The organism is Halomonas sp. B23F22_10, assembly GCF_043496975.1.
Taxonomy (GTDB): Bacteria; Pseudomonadota; Gammaproteobacteria; order Pseudomonadales; family Halomonadaceae; genus Halomonas; species Halomonas smyrnensis.
This window is the reverse complement of record NZ_JBIEKF010000008.1, coordinates 92,758-116,516: the sequence shown is the minus strand read 5'-3', so window position 1 is coordinate 116,516 and position 23,759 is coordinate 92,758. Positions and strand designations below refer to the sequence as shown.

The 23,759-nt window shown below is 64.7% G+C and carries 22 protein-coding genes; 5 read left to right on the top strand and 17 right to left on the bottom strand.

The annotated features are described in order from the left end of the window. Positions 1–658: 658 nt before the first annotated feature. Both pssA and ilvC read right to left on the bottom strand, forming a co-directional pair. Positions 659–1,492: a CDP-diacylglycerol--serine O-phosphatidyltransferase gene (gene pssA, locus ACGTNF_RS15705; protein WP_016856590.1), complete on the bottom strand. Its 834-nt coding sequence runs from the start codon at positions 1,490–1,492 to the stop codon at positions 659–661. 129 nt (positions 1,493–1,621) lie between these two features. Next, complete coding sequence (ilvC, locus tag ACGTNF_RS15700; RefSeq protein WP_394602447.1) at positions 1,622–2,638, bottom strand: ketol-acid reductoisomerase; 1,017 nt, start codon at positions 2,636–2,638, stop codon at positions 1,622–1,624. A gap of 191 nt (positions 2,639–2,829) precedes the next feature. Between ilvC and ilvY the strand changes: the two genes are divergently transcribed. After that, positions 2,830–3,720 carry an HTH-type transcriptional activator IlvY gene (ilvY, locus tag ACGTNF_RS15695; RefSeq protein WP_016856588.1) on the top strand — a complete coding sequence of 297 codons (891 nt, stop codon included), beginning with the start codon at positions 2,830–2,832 and terminating at the stop codon, positions 3,718–3,720. Between the two features lie 70 nt (positions 3,721–3,790). Here ilvY and ilvN read toward each other — a convergent pair whose 3' ends face one another. After that, complete coding sequence (gene ilvN / locus ACGTNF_RS15690; protein ID WP_016856587.1) at positions 3,791–4,282, bottom strand: acetolactate synthase small subunit; 492 nt, start codon at positions 4,280–4,282, stop codon at positions 3,791–3,793. Beyond that, positions 4,282–6,006 carry an acetolactate synthase 3 large subunit gene (locus tag ACGTNF_RS15685; RefSeq protein WP_394602446.1) on the bottom strand — a complete coding sequence of 575 codons (1,725 nt, stop codon included), beginning with the start codon at positions 6,004–6,006 and terminating at the stop codon, positions 4,282–4,284. Before ACGTNF_RS15685 ends, ilvN begins: the two co-directional genes overlap by 1 nt. 578 nt (positions 6,007–6,584) lie before the next feature. Here ACGTNF_RS15685 and ACGTNF_RS15680 point away from each other — a divergent pair. Next, positions 6,585–7,958 (top strand): sugar porter family MFS transporter, encoded by a 1,374-nt coding sequence (locus ACGTNF_RS15680; protein ID WP_394602445.1) that lies wholly within the window; start codon positions 6,585–6,587, stop codon positions 7,956–7,958. 95 nt (positions 7,959–8,053) lie between these two features. Here ACGTNF_RS15680 and clpB read toward each other — a convergent pair whose 3' ends face one another. From clpB to rluD, 3 genes are all read right to left on the bottom strand, one after another. Then, a complete protein-coding gene (gene clpB, locus ACGTNF_RS15675; protein ID WP_394602444.1) occupies positions 8,054–10,636 on the bottom strand; it encodes an ATP-dependent chaperone ClpB in 2,583 nt (860 codons plus the stop codon). A 166-nt stretch (positions 10,637–10,802) separates the two neighbouring features. After that, positions 10,803–11,558: a peptidoglycan editing factor PgeF gene (gene pgeF, locus ACGTNF_RS15670; RefSeq protein WP_394602443.1), complete on the bottom strand. Its 756-nt coding sequence runs from the start codon at positions 11,556–11,558 to the stop codon at positions 10,803–10,805. A gap of 10 nt (positions 11,559–11,568) precedes the next feature. Then, complete coding sequence (gene rluD, locus ACGTNF_RS15665; RefSeq protein ID WP_394602442.1) at positions 11,569–12,528, bottom strand: 23S rRNA pseudouridine(1911/1915/1917) synthase RluD; 960 nt, start codon at positions 12,526–12,528, stop codon at positions 11,569–11,571. 150 nt (positions 12,529–12,678) lie between these two features. Here rluD and ACGTNF_RS15660 point away from each other — a divergent pair, with 150 nt between their 5' ends. After that, positions 12,679–13,491, top strand: a complete 813-nt coding sequence (locus ACGTNF_RS15660) for an outer membrane protein assembly factor BamD (protein WP_394602441.1) — start codon at positions 12,679–12,681, stop codon at positions 13,489–13,491. Between the two features lie 103 nt (positions 13,492–13,594). Here the strand turns inward: ACGTNF_RS15660 and ACGTNF_RS15655 are convergent, their stop codons facing one another. After that, positions 13,595–15,226, bottom strand: a complete 1,632-nt coding sequence (locus ACGTNF_RS15655) for an NAD+ synthase (protein WP_152479802.1) — start codon at positions 15,224–15,226, stop codon at positions 13,595–13,597. 99 nt (positions 15,227–15,325) lie between these two features. Here ACGTNF_RS15655 and ACGTNF_RS15650 point away from each other — a divergent pair, with 99 nt between their 5' ends. Then, positions 15,326–15,583 carry a PP0621 family protein gene (locus tag ACGTNF_RS15650; RefSeq protein WP_152479803.1) on the top strand — a complete coding sequence of 86 codons (258 nt, stop codon included), beginning with the start codon at positions 15,326–15,328 and terminating at the stop codon, positions 15,581–15,583. Positions 15,584–15,665: 82 nt separating this feature from the next. Here ACGTNF_RS15650 and thiO read toward each other — a convergent pair whose 3' ends face one another. Beyond that, complete coding sequence (thiO, locus tag ACGTNF_RS15645; protein WP_394602440.1) at positions 15,666–16,772, bottom strand: glycine oxidase ThiO; 1,107 nt, start codon at positions 16,770–16,772, stop codon at positions 15,666–15,668. Between the two features lie 96 nt (positions 16,773–16,868). Here thiO and ACGTNF_RS15640 point away from each other — a divergent pair, with 96 nt between their 5' ends. Beyond that, on the top strand, positions 16,869–17,435 hold the full coding sequence (locus tag ACGTNF_RS15640) for a GspH/FimT family pseudopilin (protein ID WP_394602439.1): 567 nt from the start codon (positions 16,869–16,871) through the stop codon (positions 17,433–17,435). A 716-nt stretch (positions 17,436–18,151) separates the two neighbouring features. Here the strand turns inward: ACGTNF_RS15640 and ACGTNF_RS15635 are convergent. The 8 genes from ACGTNF_RS15635 to lspA all read right to left on the bottom strand — a co-directional run bounded on the left by ACGTNF_RS15635 (position 18,152) and on the right by lspA (position 23,751). Continuing rightward, positions 18,152–19,258 (bottom strand): pilus assembly PilX family protein, encoded by a 1,107-nt coding sequence (locus ACGTNF_RS15635; protein WP_394602438.1) that lies wholly within the window; start codon positions 19,256–19,258, stop codon positions 18,152–18,154. 10 nt (positions 19,259–19,268) lie between these two features. Next, positions 19,269–20,279, bottom strand: coding sequence for a PilW family protein (locus ACGTNF_RS15630; RefSeq protein ID WP_394602437.1), 1,011 nt, complete (start codon positions 20,277–20,279; stop codon positions 19,269–19,271). A gap of 2 nt (positions 20,280–20,281) precedes the next feature. Further along, the gene (gene pilV, locus ACGTNF_RS15625) at positions 20,282–20,692 is read right to left on the bottom strand and encodes a type IV pilus modification protein PilV (protein ID WP_394602436.1); all 411 of its coding nucleotides are present in this window, start codon (positions 20,690–20,692) and stop codon (positions 20,282–20,284) included. Beyond that, on the bottom strand, positions 20,689–21,171 hold the full coding sequence (locus tag ACGTNF_RS15620) for a pilus assembly FimT family protein (protein WP_394602435.1): 483 nt from the start codon (positions 21,169–21,171) through the stop codon (positions 20,689–20,691). Before ACGTNF_RS15620 ends, pilV begins: the two co-directional genes overlap by 4 nt. Continuing rightward, positions 21,140–21,547 carry a type IV pilin protein gene (locus ACGTNF_RS15615; RefSeq protein ID WP_394602448.1) on the bottom strand — a complete coding sequence of 136 codons (408 nt, stop codon included), beginning with the start codon at positions 21,545–21,547 and terminating at the stop codon, positions 21,140–21,142. Before ACGTNF_RS15615 ends, ACGTNF_RS15620 begins: the two co-directional genes overlap by 32 nt. A gap of 169 nt (positions 21,548–21,716) precedes the next feature. Next, positions 21,717–22,685, bottom strand: coding sequence for a 4-hydroxy-3-methylbut-2-enyl diphosphate reductase (gene ispH, locus ACGTNF_RS15610; protein WP_152479809.1), 969 nt, complete (start codon positions 22,683–22,685; stop codon positions 21,717–21,719). Between the two features lie 43 nt (positions 22,686–22,728). Further along, entirely contained in the window at positions 22,729–23,184 is a 456-nt protein-coding gene (gene fkpB / locus ACGTNF_RS15605; RefSeq protein ID WP_035592834.1) for an FKBP-type peptidyl-prolyl cis-trans isomerase, read from the bottom strand. A 45-nt stretch (positions 23,185–23,229) separates the two neighbouring features. Next, entirely contained in the window at positions 23,230–23,751 is a 522-nt protein-coding gene (gene lspA, locus ACGTNF_RS15600; RefSeq protein ID WP_394602434.1) for a signal peptidase II, read from the bottom strand. Positions 23,752–23,759: the final 8 nt, after the last annotated feature.

Sequence of the window (23,759 nt, the reverse complement as noted above, 5' to 3'; positions counted from 1 at the left end):
AACCTGGTTCAAGATTCAAACGTCTCTTTGACGAGTCGCTTGTCTTGATATCTAGTGACTGGTCACCGACATCCCGACAAGCGCCCACATGAATTATCTGATCGATTGTTAAAGAGCAGCTCGACTCATTAAGGAGAAGAGCATCTTGCGTTACCGGCCGCTTGGCCAGTGCCTCGCAAGGAAGGCGTATTCTACGTGATCGGCGCGTCGTGTCAACCGGCGATCTTCAAGCTCTCGAGAGAGCGAAGCGGGTGACCGAGCGTGCGGCTTCAGCGACTGAAGCGGCCTCCGATCGAGCCCTTGGCGGGCTACCGTAGCGAGTGGCGGGCATTCTACCGATTCCGCTGGCCTTGTCAATCGAGCGCTCCCGACAACCGCCGAAAAACCTCAAGAAAAACAAGCGCTTTTGCCACTCATCGCCGCCTGCAACGTTGCCCGTCGCCGGCAGCGGATGCGTACTTTACGGATTCTCCCGGGGCGACGCAAGGACTATTTGCCAGAATCGTGACGGCGGGATGAATAGTGGGTGACATCCATCCGCAGAAAACTATCCACACCCGCTCGCCTGCTCGACCGCTTGTGGATGGCTCAGAGCCGGCGCCCGGAGACAACGACGCCCGCACGAGGCGGGCGTCATGGCCGGCAAGGATAACGCGATTCAGCCCTTGGCGCCGCCCTTCATCTTGCGCAGCAGGGCCATCACCGGGCCGGAAACAACATAGGCCCCGAACAGCAGCAGCAGCATCACGGACGGCTCGATGGAGATGACCACGAAGCCGAGCACGATGGCCAGCAGCACCACGAAGGGCACCGGCCCCTTGAGGTCGACGTCCTTGAAGCTGTAGTAGCGAACGTTGCTGACCATCAGCACGCCGGCGGCGCCGACCAGGAACAGCATCAGCAGCTTGAAGCCGAAGGCATCGGCGTCGAAGCTGTGGAAGGTCCAGACGCTGGCGGCGACCACCGCCGCGGCGGAGGGGCTCGGCAGACCGATGAACCAGCGCTTGTCGACGCTGCCGATCTGCACGTTGAAGCGCGCCAGGCGCAGCGCGGCACAGGCCACGTAGAGGAAGGCCACCACCCAGCCGGTCTTGCCCACGTCCTGCAGGATCCAGGTGAAGGCCACCAGCCCGGGGGCCACGCCGAAGGACAGCATGTCGGACAGCGAGTCGAACTCGGCGCCGAAGGCGCTCTGGGTATTGGTCAGGCGCGCCACCCGGCCGTCCAGGCCGTCGAGCACCATGGCGATGAAGATGGCGATGGAGGCCGAGGTGAAGTCGCCGTTGATGGCGGCGACCACGGCGAAGAAGCCGGAAAACAGTGCCGAAGTCGTGAACAGATTGGGCAGCAGGTAGATCCCCTTGCGGCGGACCTTCTTGCCATCCTCCAGCGCTTCCTCGACGACCTCCGACTCACGCAGGAAGGTCTTGGCCAGATCATCGTCGTCGTGTGACGGGGTCTGCGGCTCGTGATTGCTGGGATCCTGGCTCATGGTGTCATCCGTTGCGACTGAGGTTGAGTCCATTCTACACATAGAGCCCGGCGAGACTCATTGCCCGTAAACGCAAACGAGGGCGCGGTTTCCCGCGCCCTCGTTTCGGCTGCTATCGATGTCGTCCGATCAGTTCTTGGACTTGTCGACCAGCTGGTTGGCGGCGATCCACGGCATCATGCCGCGCAGCTTCTCACCGACCTGCTCGATCGGATGCTCGGCGTTCAGGCGGCGACGCGCGGTCATCGACGGGTAGTTGGTCTCACCCTCGTTGATGAACATCTTGGCGTACTCGCCGGTCTGGATGCGCTTGAGGGCGTTGCGCATGGCTTCGCGAGACTGGTCGTTGATGACCTCGCCGCCGGTGACGTACTCGCCATACTCCGCGTTGTTGGAGATGGAGTAGTTCATGTTGGCGATGCCGCCCTCGTACATCAGGTCGACGATCAGCTTGAGCTCGTGCAGGCACTCGAAGTAGGCCATTTCCGGGGCATAACCTGCCTCGGTCAGGGTCTCGAAGCCGGCCTTGACCAGCTCGACCGCGCCGCCGCACAGCACCGCCTGCTCGCCGAACAGGTCGGTCTCGGTCTCGTCACGGAAGCTGGTCTCGATGATGCCGGTACGGCCGCCGCCGACGCCCGCCGCGTAGGACAGCGCGAGTTCCTTGGCGCTGCCGGTGGCGTCCTGATGGATGGCGATCAGGTCGGGGATGCCGCCGCCCTTGACGAACTCGGAGCGCACGGTGTGGCCCGGGGCCTTCGGCGCGATCATGATCACGTCGAGGTCGGCGCGTGGCACGATCTGGTTGTAGTGGATGTTGAAACCGTGAGCGAAGGCCAGGGTCGCGCCCTGCTTCAGGTTCGGCTCGATCTGCTGCTCGTAGATGGCCTTCTGGTTCTCGTCCGGCGCCAGCACCATCACCACGTCGGCGGCCCTGGAGGCCTCTTCGACGGAAGCGACCTTGAGACCGGCGGCCTCGGCCTTGGCGGCGGAGGAGGAACCTTCACGCAGCGCGACGACGACGTCGACACCGGACTCCTTCAGGTTGTTGGCGTGGGCGTGGCCCTGGGAGCCGTAACCCACGATGGCCACCTGCTTGCCCTGGATGAGGGAGAGATCGCAGTCCTTGTCGTAATAAACGCGCATGTGAGGCTCCTGAAAACGAGGGTGAGAAAGAGGTGTCAGCGTTGATGGCCACCCGCGCCGTCTTGTCGCGGCGCTGGGCGTCAGGCCCGGGTCTGTATGCCCGTTCGATGCATCGACTGTACGCCAGGCATTTCGTTGCGTAAAACGCTATATTTGCAACGACACATCCCGAAAAGTGAAATGCCGGCCTCATGGACATGCGCCCCCTGAAACACTTCCTCGCCCTGGCCGACACCCTGCACTTCGGCCGCGCCAGCGAGGCCTGCCACGTCAGCCCCTCCACCCTCTCGCGCTCGATCCGCCAGCTGGAGGAGAGCCTCGGCGTGCGCCTGTTCGAGCGCGACAACCGCCACGTGACGCTGACCCGCCAGGGGCATCAGTTCCACGACTATGCCCGCGATGCCCTGGAGGAGTGGGAACGGCTACGCCAGTCGATGATGAGCGAGGCCCAGGCGCTGACCGGGGAGATCAGCATCTACTGCTCGGTGACCGCCAGCTACAGCTTCCTCTACGACCTGCTCAGCGAGTTTCGCACCCGCCATCCGGGCATCGAGCTCAAGCTGCATACCGGCGACCCCGCCCAGTCGATGCCCCGGGTGCTGGCCGGCAACGAGGACATGGCGATCACCCTGAGGCCACGGCGGCTGCCCGAGGCCCTGGCCTTCAAGTCGCTGACCCGCTCGTCGCTGATGTTCATCGCCCCCAAGGATCCTCAGCCGTGGATCCCGGCCACCCCGGAGGCGGCCAGCCCCGACCAGTGGCGGGACGTGCCGATGATCCTCTCGGAATCGGGGCTGTCGCGGGAGGTCAGCGACACCTGGTTCCGGGCGCTGGGCATCAAGCCGCGTATCTACGCCCAGGTCTCCGGCCACGAGGCCATCGTCAGCATGGTCAGCCTGGGCTTCGGCGTCGGCGTTGTGCCGGGCATCGTGCTGGAGGCGAGCCCGCTGGCCGAGCGGGTCCGCGTGCTGCCGGTGAAGCCGGAGCTGCCCCACTACGACGTCGGGCTGTGCGTGCTCAACCGCCGGCTGAAGAGCCCGCTGATCCACGCCCTGTGGGCAGAGGTCGAGGAGCACGGCTGACGCTCACCCTCCCGACACGAGAAAGCCGCCCCGGAGGGCGGCTTCTTCGATCGGGCGGATCACGACGTGATTACAGCGACAGGACCTTGTCGCCGCGGGCGATCCCCGACACCCCGGTGCGCGCCACCTCGAGCAGACCCACCGGGGACATTGCCTCGAGGAAGGCATCCAGCTTGCTGGCGTCGCCGGTGATCTGGACGGTGTACTGGCTCGGCGTCACGTCGACGATCTGCGCGCGGAAGATGTCCACCGTGCGCTTCACCTCGTCCCGCGCCGCGCCCAGCGCCTTGACCTTGACCAGCATCAGCTCGCGCTCGATGTGGCTGCCCTCGGTCAGGTCCACCAGCTTGACCACGTCCACCAGCTTGTTGAGGTGCTTGGTGATCTGCTCGATCACCCGGTCGTCGCCGATGGTGGTCACGGTCAGACGCGACAGGGTCTCGTCTTCGGTGGGCGCCACGTTGAGGGTTTCGATGTTGAAGTTGCGCTGGGAAAACAGCCCCACCACGCGAGACAGGGCGCCCGGTTCGTTTTCCATCAGAATCGAGATGATATGGCGCATCAGGTCCGCTCCGTCTTGGAAAGCAGCATGTCACGCATGGAGCCCAGTGGCACCTGCATCGGATAGACGTGCTCGTGGGGGTCCACGGCGACGTCGAGGAACACCAGCTCGTCGCTGTCGGCGAAAGTCTTCTCCAACGCCGACTCGAGTTCCTCTTTCGTCTGCACCTTCAGGGCGGTGAAGCCATAGGACTCGATCAGTTTCTGGAAATCGGGCAGCGACTCCATGTAGGAATGCGCATGGCGGGACTTGTAGTTCAGGTCCTGCCACTGGCGCACCATGCCGAGCGAGGCATTGTTGAGGTTGATGATCTTCACCCCGCCACCGAACTGCTTACAGGTGGAGAGCTCCTGCATCATCATCTGGAAGCTGCCCTCACCGGTGAAGCAGACCACCTGCTCGTCGGGGAAGTTCTGCTTGATGCCCATGGCCGCCGGGAAGCCGAAGCCCATGGTGCCGAGCCCGCCGGAGGTGACGAAGCGGTTGGGCTTGTCGAACTTGTAGTACTGGGCGGCGAACATCTGGTGCTGCCCCACGTCGGTGGTCACGTAGGCCTGGCCGCGGGTCGCGCGACACACCGCCTCGATGACTTCCTGGGGCTTGAGCACCTCGCCCTCGGCGGACGGCTCGTAGAGCTTGCCGCGGCGCTCCTCGCGCCAGCCGTCGATGCTCTGCCACCACTCGGTGAGCGCCTCGGGGCTGGCGATCTCGCGGCCCTGCAGCAGGCTGATCATCTCGTTGATCACGCTGCCGGCCGGCCCCACGATCGGCACGTCGGCGCGCACCGTCTTGGAGATCGAGCTCGGGTCGATGTCGACGTGGACGATCTTGGCCGTGGGGCAGAACTTGGAGGTGTTGTTGGTCACCCGGTCATCGAAGCGTGCCCCGATGGCGATGATCAGGTCGGCATGGTGCATGGCCATGTTGGACTCGTAGGAGCCATGCATGCCCAGCCAGCCGAGGCACTGGTCGTCGCTCTGCGGGAAGGCGCCGATGCCCATCAGGGTGGTGGTGATCGGGAAGCCCAGGCGCTTGACCAGATCGGTCAGCCCCTCGCTGGCCTCGCCGGTCACCACACCGCCGCCGGTGTAGAAGACCGGACGGCGCGCCTTGAGCATCAGCTCCACGGCCTTCTTGATCTGGCCGGTGTGGCCGCGCGTCACCGGGTTGTAGGAGCGCAGCTTGACCTTCTTCGGATAGACGTACTCGTAGCGTTCGGTGGGCGCGGTCATGTCCTTGGGAATGTCCACCACTACCGGGCCGGGACGCCCGCTCGCGGCCAGGTAGTAGGCCTTCTTGAGGACTTCCGGAATCTCGCTCGGGTGCTTGATCGAGAAGCTGTGCTTCACGATCGGCCGGGTCACGCCGACGATGTCGGTCTCCTGGAAGGCGTCGTCGCCGATCAGGTGGCTCATCACCTGGCCGCACAGCACCACCATCGGGATCGAGTCCATGTAGGCGGTGGCGATGCCGGTGACGGCGTTGGTCGCCCCGGGCCCGGAGGTCACCAGCACCGTGCCGGGCTTGCCGGAGGCCCGGGCGTAGCCGTCGGCGGCGTGGGTGGCGGCCTGTTCGTGGCGCACCAGGATGTGCTTGACCTTGTCCTGGCGGAACAGGGCGTCATAGATGTGTAGCGCAGCGCCGCCGGGATAGCCGTAGATGTATTCGACGCCCTCGTCTTGCAGGAAGCGGGCGATCATGTCCGCGCCGGAAAGCAGTTCCACAGATGTTTCTCCCCTGGAGGTCTCGAGTGCGATCCGCGCCCTCGTCGGGCACGGGGTCGAGTGCGGCGGTATGCCGCTGCCGGTCTCGCCGGCACCTGATGCCAAACCCTGGCGTATTGAGGCCCGGTTAGGGCCAGCACTCTAATCACGGCGGATCACCGCGTCGGGGCGTTGGCCAGGCCGGGCGGTTAGCCCGGACCCGGAAGTCCTTCGGCGGGTAGAGGCCCTTCGGCCTACCCTTCGCACGGAAATCGGGGATCGCCCGCTGGAGTCCGCGCCCGATAATCAGGAAGGGTCAAGATTCCAATAGCGTCCGAAAAGTGTCAACCGCCGCCCGCACCGGCAGGCGCCGATCGGCACATTTCGGCATTTTCGCGCCTCGCCCTCGCCAGAGCTTAAGACTAAAGTCTAAAATCCCCGGCTCGCGACCGCCTGGCGTTGCTGCTTTAATGACGCCAGCTGACACGATTCACCTTTGTCGAGCGCCCTTCCATTTTCTCGTCATGCCGACGGGCGGCGCCCCTAGAGATGAATCGCTTCATCCGCATTCAGAACACCGCTTCACCGAGGAGACGCACATGTCACGCATCGTGCAGTGGTCCATCACCGTGGCGCTGGCCGGCTTCCTGTTCGGCTTCGACACCGCGGTCATCTCGGGCGCCGACCAGCCCATCCAGACGCTCTGGGGGCTCAGCGACCTCAAGCACGGCCTGCTGATCATGTCCATGGCCCTGTGGGGCACAGTGATCGGCGCCATCGGCGGCAACTGGCCGACCGACCGCCTGGGCCGCCGCGCCACCCTGCTACTGATCGGGATACTCTACCTGGTGTCCGCGGTCGGCTCGGCGCTGGCCACCGATCCCTACTGGTTCTCGCTGTTCCGCCTGCTGGGCGGCATCGGCGTCGGCATCTCCTCGGTGGCCGCCCCGACCTACATCTCCGAGATCGCCCCGGCCAAGCATCGCGGCACCCTGGTCGCGCTATACCAGTTCAACGTGGTGTTCGGCATCCTGATGGCCTTCATTTCCAACTATGTGGTGGGCGGGCTGTTCGAGACCAACGCTTGGCGCTGGATGCTCGGTATCGAGATCGTGCCGGCGCTGCTCTACACCGTGCTGATCAGCCGGGTACCGCGCAGTCCGCGCTGGCTGATCCTGCATCGCGGCGACACCCAGGGCGCCCGCGAGGTGCTGCTGCGCCTCGATCCCGCCGCCGACGTCGACGCCCAGATCGCCGAGATCCAGGCCGCCGAGGACAGCGAGGAGCGCGCCCACGCCGGCTTCTTCTCCGGCCGCTACCGGCTGCCGATCCTGCTAGCCTTCCTGATCGCCTTCTTCAACCAGCTCTCGGGCATCAACTTCATCATCTACTATGCCCCGCGGGTACTCGAGGCCGCCGAGCTCGGCGCCAACACCGCCCTGCTCTCCACCGCAGGCATCGGCCTGGTCAACCTGGTGTTCACCATGCTCGGCATGGCGCTGATCGATCGCCTGGGGCGCCGCACCCTGCTCTACATCGGCTCGGCCGGCTACCTAGTCTCGCTGGTGCTGATCTCGCGCGCCTTCTTCAGCGGCGAGCTCGGCGGGCTGGACGTGCCGCTGCTGCTGGGCCTGTTCATCGCCGCCCACGCCATGAGCCAGGGCGCGATCATCTGGGTGTTCATCTCCGAGGTGTTCCCCAACCATGTGCGCGCCCGCGGCCAGTCCTTCGGCAGCTCGGTGCACTGGGTATGCGCGGCGCTGATCGCGCTACTGATGCCCTGGGTGCTCGGCAGCTTCAGCGGTGGCCCGGTGTTCGCCTTCTTCGCCGTGATGATGGCGCTGCAGTTGGTGTTCGTGATGTTCCTGATGCCGGAGACCAAGGGCGTCTCCCTCGAGGAGCTGCAGAAGCGCCTGGTGCGCGAACCTCAGGGCAAGCGCGAGGCCTCGAGTGCCACCGCCCAGCGCGGCTGACACGCCGCCGCCGCCGCCGTCGAACCGACGGCCCGGAAACGAAAACCGCCCGCGCCTCTCGGCGCGGGCGGTCTCGTTTCAGGGCGAGGAACGCCTCAACTCTGGAACACCAGGCGATCGCCCTCGGCCTCGACGCGAATGACATCGCCCGGCGAGAACGCGCCGGCCAGCAGATCCTGGGCCAGCGGGTTCTCGAGCCGGTTCTGGATCGCCCGCTTGAGCGGCCGCGCGCCGAACACCGGATCGAAGCCGACCTCGGCCAGCTGGGCCATGGCCGCGTCGGAGACCTCGAGCGACAGGTCATGCTCGGCCAGCCGCCCGCGCAGGCGCTCGAGCTGGATGGCGGCGATGGCCTGAATCTGCTCCTGGCGCAGGGCGTGGAACACCACCACCTCGTCGATGCGGTTGATCAGCTCGGGGCGGAAATGGGTGCCGACCACGTCCATCACCGCCGACTTCATCTGCTCGTAGCCGCCGTCGTCACCGCCCATGCCCTGGATGATCTCGGAGCCCAGGTTGGAGGTCATCACGATCACGGTGTTGCGGAAGTCCACCGTGCGGCCCTGGCCGTCGGTCAGGCGCCCGTCCTCGAGCACCTGCAGCAGGATGTTGAAGACGTCGGCGTGGGCCTTCTCGACCTCGTCGAGCAGCAGCACCGAGTAGGGCTTGCGGCGCACCGCCTCGGTCAGATAGCCGCCCTCCTCGTAGCCGACATAGCCGGGAGGCGCGCCGATCAGCCGGGCCACGGAGTGCTTCTCCATGAACTCGGACATGTCGATGCGCACCATGGCCTCCTCGGTGTCGAACAGGAAGCCGGCCAGCGACTTGCACAGCTCGGTCTTGCCCACCCCGGTCGGGCCGAGGAACAGGAAGGAGCCGTTGGGGCGGTTCGGATCGGCGAGCCCGGCCCGGGAGCGGCGCACGGCGTTGGCCACCGCGGTGACCGCCTCGTCCTGGCCGATGACCCGCTCGTGCAGCGCCTCCTCCATGCGCAGCAGCTTGTCGCGCTCGCCCTCGAGCATCTTGGACACCGGGATGCCGGTCCAGCGCGACACCACCTCGGCGATCTCCTCCTCGGTGACGTTGGAGCGCAGCAGCTGGTGCCTGGCGGTGTCGGCCTCGGCGTCGCTGGACTCGGCGATCTTCTGCTCGAGCTCGGGGATCACCCCGTACTGCAGCTCGGACATCCGCCCCAGGTCGCCCTGACGGCGGGCCTGCTCGAGGTCGATGCGGGCGCGGTCGAGCTCGTCCTTGAACTGGGCCGCGCCCTGGATGCTGGCCTTCTCGGCCTTCCAGATCTCGTCGAGGTCGGCGTACTCGCGCTCGAGCTCCTCGATCTGCTCCTCGAGGCCGTCGAGGCGCTTCCTGGAGGCCTCGTCGGTCTCCTTCTTGAGGTGCTCGCGCTCCATCTTGAGCTGGATCAGCCGGCGGTCGAGGCGGTCCATCTGCTCGGGCTTGGAGTCGAGCTCCATGCGGATCCGCGAGCAGGCCTCGTCGATCAGGTCGATGGCCTTGTCGGGCAGCTGGCGATCGGTGATGTAGCGGGTCGACAGCTTGGCCGCGGCGATGATGGCGCCGTCGGTGATGTCGACGCCGTGGTGCACCTCGTAGCGCTCCTTGAGGCCGCGCAGGATGGCCACGGTGTCTTCCTCGCTCGGCTCGTCGACCAGCACCTTCTGGAAGCGGCGCTCCAGGGCGGCGTCCTTCTCGATGTGCTGGCGATACTCGTCGAGGGTGGTGGCGCCCACGCAGTGCAGCTCGCCGCGCGCCAGCGCCGGCTTGAGCATGTTGCCGGCGTCCATGGCGCCCTCGGCCTTGCCGGCGCCGACCATGGTGTGCAGCTCGTCGATGAACAGGATGATCCGGCCCTCCTCCTGGGCCAGCTCCTTGAGCACCGACTTGAGGCGTTCCTCGAACTCGCCGCGGAACTTGGCCCCGGCCAGCAGCGCGCCCATGTCCAGCGACAGCACGCGCTTGTCCTTGAGGCCCTCGGGCACCTCGCCGTCGACGATGCGCTGGGCCAGCCCCTCGACGATGGCGGTCTTGCCCACGCCGGGCTCGCCGATCAGCACCGGGTTGTTCTTGGTCCGGCGCTGCAGCACCTGCACGGTGCGGCGGATCTCGTCGTCGCGGCCGATCACCGGATCGAGCTTGCCGCTGGCCGCCCGCTCGGTGAGGTCCAGGGTGTACTTCTCCAGCGCCTCGCGGCTCTCCTCGGCGTTGGGATTGCTGACCTTCTCGCCGCCGCGCACGTCGTCGATGGCGGTCGCAAGCGCCTGGCGGCTCAGTCCGGCCTGGCCGAGCAGCTTGCTCACCGCGTGGCGCATCTCCAGCGCGGCCAGCAGCACCAGTTCGCTGGCGATGTACTGGTCGCCACGCTTCTGGGCCTCGCGGTCAGTGAGGTTGAACAGCTTCATCAGGTCGCGGGACGGCTGCACCTCGCCGTCGAAGTCGCCGACCCTGGGCAGGTCGTCGAGGTGGCCGACCAGGCCGTCGCGCAACCGCGCGGCGTCGGCGCCGGCCTTCTGCACCAGCGCCTTGACGCCGGTGTCGGTGGCATCGAGCAGCGCCAGCAGCAGGTGCCCGGGCTCGAGCTGGTTATGGCCGTGGCCCACGGCCAGCGACTGGGCGTCGGCCACGGCGTTCTGCAGCTTGGCGGTGAACTTGTCGATTCGCATGGAATGTCCTCCGTCGGGGTAGCGACGCGATTCGGACGCGCCGCCTGTCCCAATGTCATGGGTCTTGACATCTTAAGTGGCGTCAGGACGGCCGGCTTTCAAGTCGGCCGCCGGAGGAAACGTCGGAGGGTTGATATGGGTCAAGCTCTCGCCCGGCGAGGCCGAGCTAGCGCAGCCAGATCATGCTGGCCATGCGGCCGGTGACGCCGTCGTCGCGGCGGTAGGAATAGAAGCGGGATTCGCAGGAGGTGCAGAAGTGGCCGCCGCTGATGTGGGCGAGCCCCAGGCGCTCCAGGCGCAGGCGCGCCAGCTTGTAAAGGTCGGCCATGTAGTGGCCCAGCCGATAGGGGCTCGGCACGAAGGCCTCGGCGGCATCGGGCTGCACGGCGACGAAGGCCTCACGCACCTCGCGGCCGACCTCGAACTGGGCGTTGGAGATCGCCGGCCCCAGCCACGCCATCAGCGACTCGGGCGGCACGCCCATGGCGGCCACCGTGGCCTCGAGCACGCCGCCGGCCAGGCCGCGCCAGCCGGCGTGGGCCACGCCGACCCGCTGGCCGTCGCGGTCGCAGAAGAACACCGGCAGGCAGTCGGCGGTCAGCACCACGCAGGCGTGGCCGCGGTCGAGGGCCACCGAGGCGTCGGCCTCGGGCGGGGTCTCGAGATATTCCGACTGCACCCGGGCGCCGTGGACCTGATCGAGCCACAGCAGCGGCCGGTCGTCGCCGACCTCCTTCTGCAGCTGGCGGCGGCACAGCGCCACGTGGGCGGAGTTGTCGCCGACGTGCTGGGCCGGATTGAAGGCGGCGAAGCGCCCCTGGCTGGGCCCGGTCTCGCGCGTGGTGACGCAGGCCGCCACCGAGGGCGGCGCCGGCCAGTCGGGGCGGATCAGGGTCGGGCGCAGGTCGAGGGCATCGCTCATCGCGGTTTCCTTAGCGGCGGGTCTCGCGGTCTTCGCGCAGGAAGTCCAGCAGCATCAGCATGTCATCCGGCAGGGCCGCGCGAAAGGTCAGCGTCTCGCCGCTGGTCGGATGCACGAAGGCCAGCTTGCGGGCGTGCAGCGCCTGACGCGGGAACTCGCGCAGCACCTCCTTGAGCGTCTCGCCGGCGCCGGCCGGCAGCTTGAGGCGCCCGCCGTAGACCGGATCGCCGATCAGCGGATAGCGCAGGTGCGCCAGGTGCACGCGGATCTGGTGGGTGCGGCCGGTTTCCAGCTTGCAGCGCACGTGGGTATGGGCGCGGAAGCGCTCGACCACCCGGTAATGCGTCACCGCCGGCTTGCCGGAGGCGGTCACCGCCTGGCGCTTGCGGTCCTTGGGGTGGCGACCGATGGCCGCGTCCACCTTGCCGCCGGAGGTCATCACCCCGACCGACACGGCGTCGTACTCGCGGGACACGGTGCGCGCCTGGAGCTGCTCCACCAGCGCGGTCTGGGCGCCCAGGGTCTTGGCCACCACCATCAGCCCGCTGGTGTCCTTGTCCAGGCGATGCACGATGCCGGCCCGCGGCACCGCGGCCAGCTCGGGGCAGTGATGCAGCAGGCCGTTGAGCAGGGTGCCGTCGGGATTGCCGGCGGCCGGGTGCACCACCAAGCCGGGCGGCTTGTCGATCACCATCACCTCGTCGTCCTCGTACACCACGTCGAGCGGGATGTCCTCGGGCTCGAAGCGGGAATCGTCCTCGACGGTGGCGGTCAGCGCCACGGCCTCGCCGCCGTAGACCTTGTCACGGGGCTTGGCGGGGCGGCCGTCCAGGGTCAGCGCGCCCTGCTTGATCCAGGCCTTGAGGCGTTCCCGGGAGAAGTCGGAGAAGAGGTCTGCGGCGGCCTGGTCGAGGCGCAGGCCGGCCATGTGCTCGGGGACGCGGTGCTGGGCTTCGAAGGTCTGGGACATGGACTCGATGATCATCCGTCTGGGCGGTGGAGCGCTCCGCGGCAGCGCGCTCGGCGCGGTGACTGCGTTTTGCCACGAGGTGCTTTATAGTGGGCGAATTCGGGCCGATTCTAGCACGGCCACCCAGGGTTGTTTGACACGAGGATCACGATGCGCGTTATCACGACCGGACCCCGCCTGGCCGTCATGCTGCTGGCGAGTGCCCTGCTGGCCGGCTGTGCCAGCACCGCCGACGAGCAGGAAGCGCCTGACCTGCAGGAACGCCAGCTGTACGACGAGGGTCGCTCGGCCCTGGAGGGCGGACGCTACACCACCGCCATCAACCGGCTCGAAGCCATCGACACCCGCTTCCCGTTCGGCGACACCGCCGAGCAGGCGCAGCTGGAACTGATCTACGCCTACTACCAGACCGACGACTGGGAGCAGGCCCGGGCCGCGGCCAGCCGCTTCATCCGCCTGCACCCGGATCATCCCCAGGTCGACTACGCCTACTACCTGCGCGGCCTCTCCGCCTGGCAGGCCGGGCGCTTCAGCCTCGAGGGGCTGCGCCTGATCGACATCTCCAAGCGCGACCTGGGCGCCAGCCGCGACGCCTACTCCGACTTCCGCGAGCTGGTCCAGCGCTTCCCCGACAGCCAGTACGCGCCGGACGCCCAGCAGCGCATCGTCTACCTGCGCAACCTGCTGGCCCGCCACGAGCTGCAGGTGGCCGACTTCTACCTGCGCAAGGGCGCCTACCTGGCGGCCGTCGAGCGTGGCCGCTGGGTCATCGAGCGCTATCCCGAGGCGCAGGCCACCCGCGACGCCCTGGCGACCATGGTCGAGGGCTATCTGGGCCTCGACATGACCGAGCGGGCCCGCGAGACCCTGCGCGTGCTGATCGACAACGCCCCGGATCACGAGCGCCTCGACGGCCGCACCTTCGATCCGCAGTACGTCGAGGCGGACCCGATCACCGCCTGACACGCGGCAAATCGGCAGCATGAGAGCCCCCGAAGCGAAAGAAACCCCCGAAGGCTGAACACCTCCGGGGGTTTCTTGTCGCTCGGCGCTGGTCGCTCGGCCCTTATTCGCCCGGCTGCCAGCCGTTGACGATCGGGTAGCGACGGTCGCGACCGAAGCCGCGGCGGGTGACGCGCACGCCCACCGGCGCCTGGCGACGCTTGTACTCGCAGCGGTCGACCAGCTTCACCACCCTGTAGACGTCGTCGCGCTCGAAGCCGGCGTCGATGATCGCCTCGGCGCTCATGTCGCCCTCGATGTAGCGCACCAGGATGGCGTCCAGGACATCGTAGTCCGGCAGCGAATCGCTGTCCTGCTGGTCAGGCGCCAGCTCGGCGGAGGGCGGACGCTCGATGACCCGCTCGGGGATCGCCGGCGCCTGGGTGTTGCGCCAGCGCGCCAGACGGTAGACCCAGGTCTTGTAGACGTCCTTGATGGCGTTGTAGCCGCCGACCATGTCGCCGTAGAGCGTGGCGTAGCCGACCGCCATCTCGCTCTTGTTGCCGGTGGTCAGCACCATCAGGCCCTTCTTGTTGGAGATCGCCATCAACAGCACGCCGCGGCAGCGCGACTGCAGGTTCTCCTCGGTGGTGTCCCGCTCGGTGCCGGCGAAGCTCTCGGCCAGGGTCGACATGAAGGACTCGACCATCGGCTCGATCGGCATCACCTCATAGTCGACGCCCAGCAGCTCGGCCTGCTCGGCGGCGTCCTGCTTGGAGATGTCGGCGGTGTAGTGGTACGGCATCATCACCGCATGCACGCGCTGCGGGCCCAGCGCGTCCACCGCGATGGCCAGCGACAGCGCCGAGTCGATGCCGCCGGAAAGACCCAGCACCACGCCCTTGAAGCCGCTCTTGTTGACGTAGTCGCGCAGCCCGGTGACCAGCGCGCAGTACAGGTCCTCCTCGGGCTCGACCGACTCGTCGATCTCGCCGGCCTGGGGCACCCAGCGCTCCTGCTCGCGCACGAACTGCACCGGCATCAGGCCGACCGCCCAGTGCGGCGCCTGAACGCGCAGCTGGCCGTCGGCGTCGACGCAGGCCGAACCACCGTCGAACACCAGCTCGTCCTGGCCGCCGATCTGGTTGACGTAGACCACCGGCAGCGACACCTCGCGGGCGCGCTGCTCGAGCAGCGCCAGGCGCTCGGCGGGCTTGTCCTGATGGAAGGGCGAGGCGTTGAGGGTGACCAGGATCTCGGCGCCGGCGTCCCGCGCCTGCTGCACCGGCGCCTCGGCCCAGATGTCCTCGCAGATCAGGATGCCGAGCCTGGCGCCCTTGTGCTCGATCACCAGCGGCCGGGTGCCGACCGCGAAGTAGCGCTGCTCGTCGAACACCTGATAGTTGGGCAGCGCCTGCTTGGCGTATTCGTCGAGCCACTCGCCGTTGTAGAGCACGCCGGCCAGGTTCCAGGTCTGCCCCTCGCGGCGCCCGGGATAGCCGACGATCACCATCACGTCGCGGGACATCTTCTCGGCCATGCGGGCGCGGGCCTCGCGCAGCCGCGTCTCCATGGAGGGGCGCAGCAGCAGATCCTCCGGCGGGTAACCGGTCAGGAACAGCTCGGGCAGCACCACGATGTCGGCACCATGCTCGATGCGCGCCTCGCGAACCGTCTCGATGGCCCGGTCGGTGTTGCCGGGAATGTCCCCGACCAGGGGGTCCAGCTGAGCCATCACCAGCGTCAGGTCTTGCATGGGCGTAGAAATCTCTCGAGAATCCTTGGATACCTGCATTGTCCCGCAAGGGCGGTCGAGTGGCAAAGGCGGCCGATACGCTACAGGGAGCGCTTAAGGATGAATCTCTTGCTGATCCGCCTGATCATCTTCGCCGTGCTGTTCTTCGCCGGCCTCAAGCTCTATCGCATGTACCGCGAATGGAAACTCGACCGCGAGGACGCCGAGCAGGCGAGCCATCAGGGCGGCCAGATGGTCCGCTGCGCCTGGTGCCAGGTGCACCTGCCGGAAAACGATGCCCTGCGCGAGAAGGGCGAATGGTTCTGCTCCGCCGACCACCGCGACAAGTATCTGGAAGAACGCCGGCGCGAGGACTGAGGCCAAAAGCGCCAAGCGCCAAGCGCCAAGCGCCAAGCGCCAAGCGCCAAGCGCCAAGCAGGATGCTGCCAGGCGCTCCGACCTAGCGGGCGATGTCGGCCACCCGGCCGGCCAGGCGATACGGCACCGGATCGAGGATCGGCTCGCGCCCCAGCAGCTCGTCGACCAGCAGGTGCGTCGAGGCCGGCGCCAGGACCAGGCCATTGCGATAGTGGCCGGCGTTGACGTAGAGCCCCTCCCGCCCCGGCACCGCCCCGATGAACGGCACGCCGTCCGGCGAGCCCGGGCGCAGCCCTGCCCAGTGATGCTCCACCTCGCACTCGGCCAGCGCCGGCACGATGCCGATCGCCGACGCGCGCAACGAGGCCTTGGCCTCGGCGTCCGTGGTCTTGTCGAAGCCGGCCTCCTCGAGGGTCGAGCCGGCCAGCACCCGGCCGTCGGCCCGCGGAATCACGTAGCGACCGTCCATCAGCACCACGCGATTCACCAGCCCCGGCGGCGCCTTGAACAGGATCATCTGTCCCTTCACCGGACGCACCGGCAGCGCCACCCCGACCCGCTCGAGCAGTGCCGCCGCCCAGGCGCCGCCGCAGACGATCGTGCGATCGCCCTCGACGGTGCCGTCCGCGGTCTCGACGCCCGTGACGCGCCCCGCCGACTGCCGAAAGCCCGTGACCTCGCTGCCTTCGCGCAGCGTGACGCGAGGCATCGCCTCGAGCCGGCAGCGCAGCGCCTGACCCAGGCGAGGATTGCGGATGCTGCCCAGGGTCGGCATCCACAGCGCGTCTTCGACCCCCGGGGCGGCCTGCGGCTCCTTGGCATAGAGGAAATCGGCCGACACCCGCTCCAGCGGCTTGCCCACCTCCCGCGCCCAGCGCTCGGCCTGGGCCTCGTCATCGACCCGCAGGTAGAGCAGCCCCCTCTGGCGATATTCCGGGTCGACGCCGGTTTCCTCGTAGAGCCGCAGGGCCAGCTCCGGATAGAAGCCCTCCGACCAGGTGGCGAGGCGCGAGACGGGCGCCGAATGGCGCCAGGGGTAGAGCGGCGAGACGATGCCGCCGCCGGCCCAGGAGGCCTCGCGGCCGCAGCGGCCTCGCTCGAGAAGGGTCACCGAATGGCCGGCATCGGCCAGTTGCAGGGTCGTCATCATGCCGATGACGCCACCGCCCACGACGAGAAAATCGCTCACGAGGCGTGTCCGTGTTGACTGACGGAGAGAATTCGGCGCCCGGCCGATAGTAAAGGGAGTTTCCAGGAACCATGGGAATGTCCCCGGGAGAACGACATGCAACCCGGCGCCGCCGAAGAGCAACACCTTACCGAGAAGCCAAGCGGCTTGGCAAAGCCCGTCGGCAAGGGCTTCACCCTGATCGAACTGCTGGTGACCCTCGCCGTGATCGTGATCATGGCCACCGTGGCCGTGCCCGGCTTTCAGCGCTTTTCCGCGCGCAACGAGGTCGCCGCCGAGGTGATGAGGATCAAGTCCGCACTCGCCATGACACGCAGCGCCGCCATCACCCGACGCACCACCATGACGCTCTGCCCCACCAACGACATGGTCCAGTGCCAGATCCAGGACAATGCCGACGGCGAAGCCTGGCTGGCCACGCTGGCCATCTTCGAGGGGCGCGGCGAGCCCGGTGATGATCTGCTTCGCAGCTTCGACGAGAGCCGCCTGCCGTCACTGACCTACCGCAACGATAACCGCCCGGTGCGCTACAAGTCGCTCGGCCGCTCGACAGGCTACAACGGCACCTTCCGGCTGTGCGGGCGGCATGAAGAGGGGGCCAGGGTCATCGTCAATAATACGGGTCGAGTACGCGTGACGTCATCTCGCCCCGCAGAGTGCTAAGGTGCCGTCACTCGCCATCGACGCTCAACGGAGAAACTCCGGATGATCGGCACGCTTTACGAGAAAGCTCCCATCAGGGCGTGGCTCGTCAAGCAGATCGACGACGACATCTTGCACTTGTGTGGTCAGGGCGCGCCGGCCCCGCAAGGAAAGCCAGAAAGGCCCTCGAGCTCTGGGAGTGTCAGGGCGGCGTGCGTATGGGCGATATTGGCATCGTGCTCAATGCGCGGTGCCTCGCGGCGGTGGTGCCTCACGATCACCTTCGCCTGCTGGAAGGTGGCGGCACGGCAGAATGGCGAGGCCGCCGCTGGGCCGTTTCTCAGTCTCAGGTGCCCCAGCGCTGCTGGACGCATGAAGGTCGCCTGATCGCTCAGGAAAAACACGCTGGCAGCCGCCCCGATACTGATCAACACGGAGGAAGTATCGGACGTCCATCAGCAGATCGATCCGGATGAAGCACCGATGAGAGAAACGACCTTCCGCCCCGTCAATTCTCCGAAAGACCCACCGCAGGACAAACCGACGGCGATCAAGGAAGTGCGAGAACGGCGCAAGCGAACCCACAAAAGCTGGCGGGAGGATGAAACATGGGGACCGCTAACAGAGTCGTTGGAAGAGTGATCTGCTGGATGCCTCAACTGAGTTAATGGGGGGCTGTATCTCATTGGCCCGCAAAGGCAGTAGGGGCTTGTCCCTCTTTCCTAGTAGTGTCGGTATTACTGCCAACTCTTTATACCCCAGCCACCTGCACCTCCAGCTCCATCAGCATTACCAAAAAACTCATCCAAAGTAACTCCTCCAGAAGAAAGCGCAGCTTTTACTACAGCACTATCAAACCACACAGTACCTTTATTTCCGCCCCCATTAAGCTTGACCAGCGTCACATCACCCAACTTATCCTTATCCCAAACTTCATCATTCAGACCATTATCACCCAAATTCAAAACAATCAAAACACCTTGTATATCAGAATTACCTCCGACTTGGACATCACCATTAAGAACAACATGCACACCTGTAAGCGTACCCCCTCCCGTAAACTTAAACCCATCCTTATAAAAACATAGGCCCGAGCAAGATGGCTTCTTGCTGTCAGCACCGCTCGACCCCGGGTGAGTGTCATACATTTCCTTGAGAAGATTCAGCCTGCTCTGAATATCATTAGAAAAATAGCCTGTATTACCTTCCGTTAAATCGGCTTTACTACCAAGACTAATGATACTTGCCTTATCATAGGTTGACAAACCTTCTTCCAACATAAAAGAAGCAACAGATACGCTTTCACCATCACTATTCACGTATTCGCCATCAGAAACCTCGCTGGGCGAGGAACTAGGGAACTGAAGCGCACCGTCTTCAATATTCCCAATGACACTAGTAGTACCGAAATTACCCATGCCGGGACCAAGCGAATAGACTTCCACAACTAAAGCATCACTGACTGCATCAGCATTTCCAATGGCACCCATCGCTGCAATATATCTACTACCGCCATCTTTAATATAATAATAATAACAACTTTCGGGAGTTTGACAGCCGCCACTTTCGGCATCCCCATAGAAATCATTCCATGCCAGGCCGTCAAAACCAGAATCAGTCAAATCAGAAAGACTGACCCACTCATCATCTTTAACTTCATCAATGTTTACCCAGCCCTCAGAAGCAGCTTTTTCAGCTGCCATCTGCGCATCAGCCAGAGCCCTATAATTCCCCGCCAGGCGCTCATCGATCATGGAAGACTGCATGCTTGACAGGCCGACCATCAGCGAGACAGTAAGCAGCGAGAGGACGACTATTAGCGCTGCGCCTTTTTGATGCTTCATCCTCATACCCTCACATCTTCCCGACACTGTTAAGATCACAGTTTTCACTTATGAAAAACAAATCATTTCTAGATATGACAGACTTCCTCTTCTCCACTTGAAGAGAAACTCTAACAACACTCCCAACTGCAGGACCAAACAAGAGACACTGATAATTACTGTTCCCATCAAAACCGCACACCCCTCTTTCCACGCCGTTTATGTGGTAAACAGGATTATCGTCTTGGTTTGCATTTTGGATCAGCTCTCCTTCCACGGTTATATTTTCACAAACTTTAACCGCCGGGGAATCAACCGGATCAACCGGATCAACCGGATCAACCGGATCAACCGGATCAACCGGATCAACCGGATCAACCGGATCAACCGGATCAACCGGATCAACCGGGTCAACCGGGTCAACCGGGTCAACCGGGTCAACCGGGTCAACCGGGTCAACCGGGTCAACCGGGTCAACCGGATTTGTCGCATCTACTGCGACACTGTTGTCACTAACAGCTACAGTGCGATTGATAGCAACGAATGTCAGAGATTCAGGCGCGCCCCCATCACCTGTTGGCACAAGCGAAAAAGAGATCAAGACACCATGATCACCCATTGGCTCAACTAAAAAACCGTTAGCAGCAAAACCGCCCACAATCTCTTGAGATGCCCCACCGCCGCAGCCCACTTCGAGAAAATACTTCGTCTCGCCACCCACAGATCGGTTAGCCAAGCCGTATACTTTCTCTACGTTCCCCCCACCCGAGCACTCTCCACGGTTTGGCACGGTCACTTTTAGAGTAGAAGTACTGTTGCCATCGGGTGCAGGTGACGTTTGTGACCAATCCGCTCGCCGAACATCTCTAAGCAATGTTTCAACAGCAAAATTTATCGCCGCCCGCTTTTCGCTAAGTGTCTCGACTTGGCGATTGGTCTGGAAAACCGTTAGAAAAAGCTGCCCTGCACCCAGAATGATAATTAGGCCAACCACCATGGCCACCATCAGCTCGACAAGGGAAAAACCACCATTGCGCTTCATCATCATTCCCCGGGCAGCCGCACGATATAGGAGAAGCCAGGCTCTGCTTCATCAGCGAAACGACTCTCGCTCCAGGAAACCGTGACATCAAACTCACAGTTAGTAGGGTCACCTACAGGAGAGTCGCCTAGTCCTGGGAGGAAATCCGACCATTGCCCATACCAACCTTGGTCATCGCCGTTAACATCCCCTGCGGCCGGGCAAGTCAAATCTCCTAACTCTGCCATGCGCGCCCACAGCCTTTCCTGAGCATCCTGCGCCGCGAGAGAAGCGATAGAACGCTGATAAGCGGCATGGGCACCCTGCAGGGCCTTGAGTTGCATGGCGGCTACACCCAGCATGCCGATGGTAAGCACCAGAAGGGCCACCAGCGCTTCGATCAAGGTAAAGCCGCGTTGCCTTTTAACCATCATGACCCACCTCGACTGACGCTACCAAAACTGCTTATCTCAATGGTCTTGCTATCAGCATTGCTGTAGCCAATCGTCAATGCACAGCCATCTTCGCAGTGAGAACCTTCAACAATCCGCCCCAGCTTGTTGAACTCAATCTCTATAGAACTCTCACCCTCACTTAGCGAAATAGTACTCAATAAGTCATTTCGACTTCTCAGCACGGCACCGTCAACATTTATGGAATAAGAGTCACTTTTCGCGCTCAAGGTGACATCTCCACGCCGTTTTATCGCTTCACTACGCGCAAAATACAGGCCTGAAAGCACCTCATTGTAGTCGCTGGCAAGTTGATTTCTCGCCATCATGCCCTGGAACCCTGGCACCGCAATCGTCGCCAAGATGATGACCACTGCGATCGTCACCAAAAGCTCAATAAGTGTAAAACCTCGCACCCGCGCCATATGTTTACCAACATCCTTCAGGGCCGCGAGCTCCATCACTGCTAAGCGTCAAGGTTGCGCATCCTGATGGCACTCGAGTTCCGCCCGAGGCCTCCAACTCGAAAGTCTCACCACTCTCTTCCAGACTGATGGTTGTGTACACGCCTTCTGGAGATTCAGTCGTCTGCAAACACGCCGCTTGATAAGTGTAATTCTGGGTATAACACCGTTCCATCTCCCCAGCTGCCTGCATAAGTCCCGCCTTTCCATCTGAAAGGCGTGAACGCTCCACATACCCCTGATAACTCGGATAGGCAATCGCCGCCAGAATGCCGATGATCGCCACAACGATCATCAGCTCGATCAGCGTGAAGCCGACCTGGTGCCGGGCATGGTGTTCAGGGCCCTTGGGCCGGCGGCGTTCTCGGATCATGGTCACGCAGCGCGTCTCCCCTGCTCACATCACGGTTTGTTTCAGTATGTATCAGCACCTTCGTTTCTGACAGTCGACAGTCGCAAAAAAACCGGGCGCTTGCCCGGTTTTCATGGCCCTACCAAAGACTGAGACGCCGGGTGAGCGATACGGTCAAGGTCGTGCAGGGCTATTCGCTGGCGATCACCCGCTCGCGCAGCTCGCGCGGCATGGAGAAGGTGATGGTCTCCTCGCGACCCGGGAGCTCCTCGGGCGCCGCGGCGCCGAGTTCCTGCAGCCGCTCGATCACGCCCTGCACCAGCACCTCGGGGGCGCTGGCGCCGGCGGTCACGCCCACCGCGTTCACGCCCTCGAGCCAGGCCGGGTCGACCTGCTCGGCGTTGTCGATCAGGTAGGCCGCGGTGCCCACCCGCTCGGAGAGCTCGCGCAGGCGATTGGAGTTGGAGCTGTTGGTGCTGCCGACGACCAGCAGCAGGTCGCAGCCGGCGGCCAGCTCGCGCACGGCGTCCTGGCGGTTCTGGGTCGCGTAGCAGATGTCGTCCTTGCGCGGCCCCTCGATCTCCGGGAACCTGGCGCGCAGGGCGTCGATCACCCGGGCGGTGTCGTCCATGGAGAGCGTGGTCTGGGTGACGAACGCCAGCCGGCTCGGGTCGTTGACCTCGAGATTGGCGACGTCCTGCTCGTCCTCGACCAGGTAGATGTGCCCGCCATGGGAGGTGTCGTAGCGGCCCATGGTGCCTTCCACCTCGGGATGCCCCTCGTGGCCGATCAGGATGCACTCCTGGCCGCGGCGCGCGTAGCGCAGCACCTCCATGTGCACCTTGGTCACCAGCGGGCAGGTGGCGTCGAAGACCTTGAGCCCGCGGCGCTCGGCCTCCTCCTGCACGGCGCGGGACACGCCGTGGGCGGAGAAGATGACGATGGTGTCATCGGGCACCTCGTCGAGCTCCTCGACGAACACCGCGCCGCGCTCGCGCAGGCTGTCGACCACGAAGCGGTTGTGCACCACCTCGTGGCGTACGTAGATGGGCGGATCGAAGACGTCCAGGGCCCCGTTGACGATCTCGATGGCCCGGTCGACGCCGGCGCAGAAGCCGCGCGGATTGGCCAGCTTGATCTGCACAGAGTTAGCTTGCATGGGTTGCCTTGCCTTGATGCGTCTGCATCGCTGAAGTGCCGGGTCAGTGCGTGGTGGCTGGCTTGATCTCCAGTACCTCGACCTCGAAGGTCAGGGTACGCCCCGCCAGGGGATGGTTGAAGTCCACTTCCACCCGCTCGTCGTCGACGCTCTTGATCACGCCGGGCAGCTCGCCGCCGGCCGGATCGGCGAAGGACATCACCATGCCCTCCTCCGGCTCGTCGGTGGAGAAGTCCTCGCGCTTGAGCACCTGGATGTTCTGCGGGTTGTGCTGGCCGAAGGCGTGCTCCGGGGAGATCTCGAAGCTGCCGGACTCGCCGGCGCTCATCCCCTTGAGCGGCTGCTCGAAGCCCGGCGGCAGGTTGCCGTCGCCCACCTGGAAGGTGGCCGGCGCCTTGTCGCGGGTGGAGTCCACCTGGGTGCCGTCCTCCAGCTTGAGGGTGAAGTGGAGGGTGACTTCCATGCCCTCGTCGATGCGCAGGCCTTGTGAATCGCTCATAGGTTCTCTCGAAACGGTCGTGAAGGTCGCGTCAGGCGCGCCGCGTCAGGCGCGCCGCGTCAGGCGCCGCTCGCCGATGGTCGACTCCCAGATCAGCCCGATGGCGCCCAGGGTGATGCCGATGTCGGCGACGTTGAAGGCCGGGTAGTACCAGCCGGCGGCGTGGAAGGAGAGGAAGTCCACCACGTAGCCGTGCACCAGGCGATCATAGAGATTGCCCAGCGCCCCGCCGATGATCAGCGCCAACGAGGCCGCCAGCAGGGTCTCGCCGACCCTGAGGCGCTTCATCCACAGCGTCAGGCCGATGCTCGCCGCCACCGCGATGGCGGCGAACAGCCAGCGCTGCCAGCCCGGATGCTCGGCCAGGAAGCTGAAGGCCGCGCCGGTGTTGTGCAGCAGCGTCAGGTTGAAGAACGGCAGCACCTCGAGCGGCCGGGCGTAGTCGAGCATCCCGGAGGCCAGGGCCTTGGTGCCGAGGTCCAGGATGATCCAGGCCACGGCCAGCCACAGCCAGCGCAGCGGCTTGTGCATGGGCGCCGCCTGGGCGCCCTGGTCGGTCTCGGGCATGCTGCCCA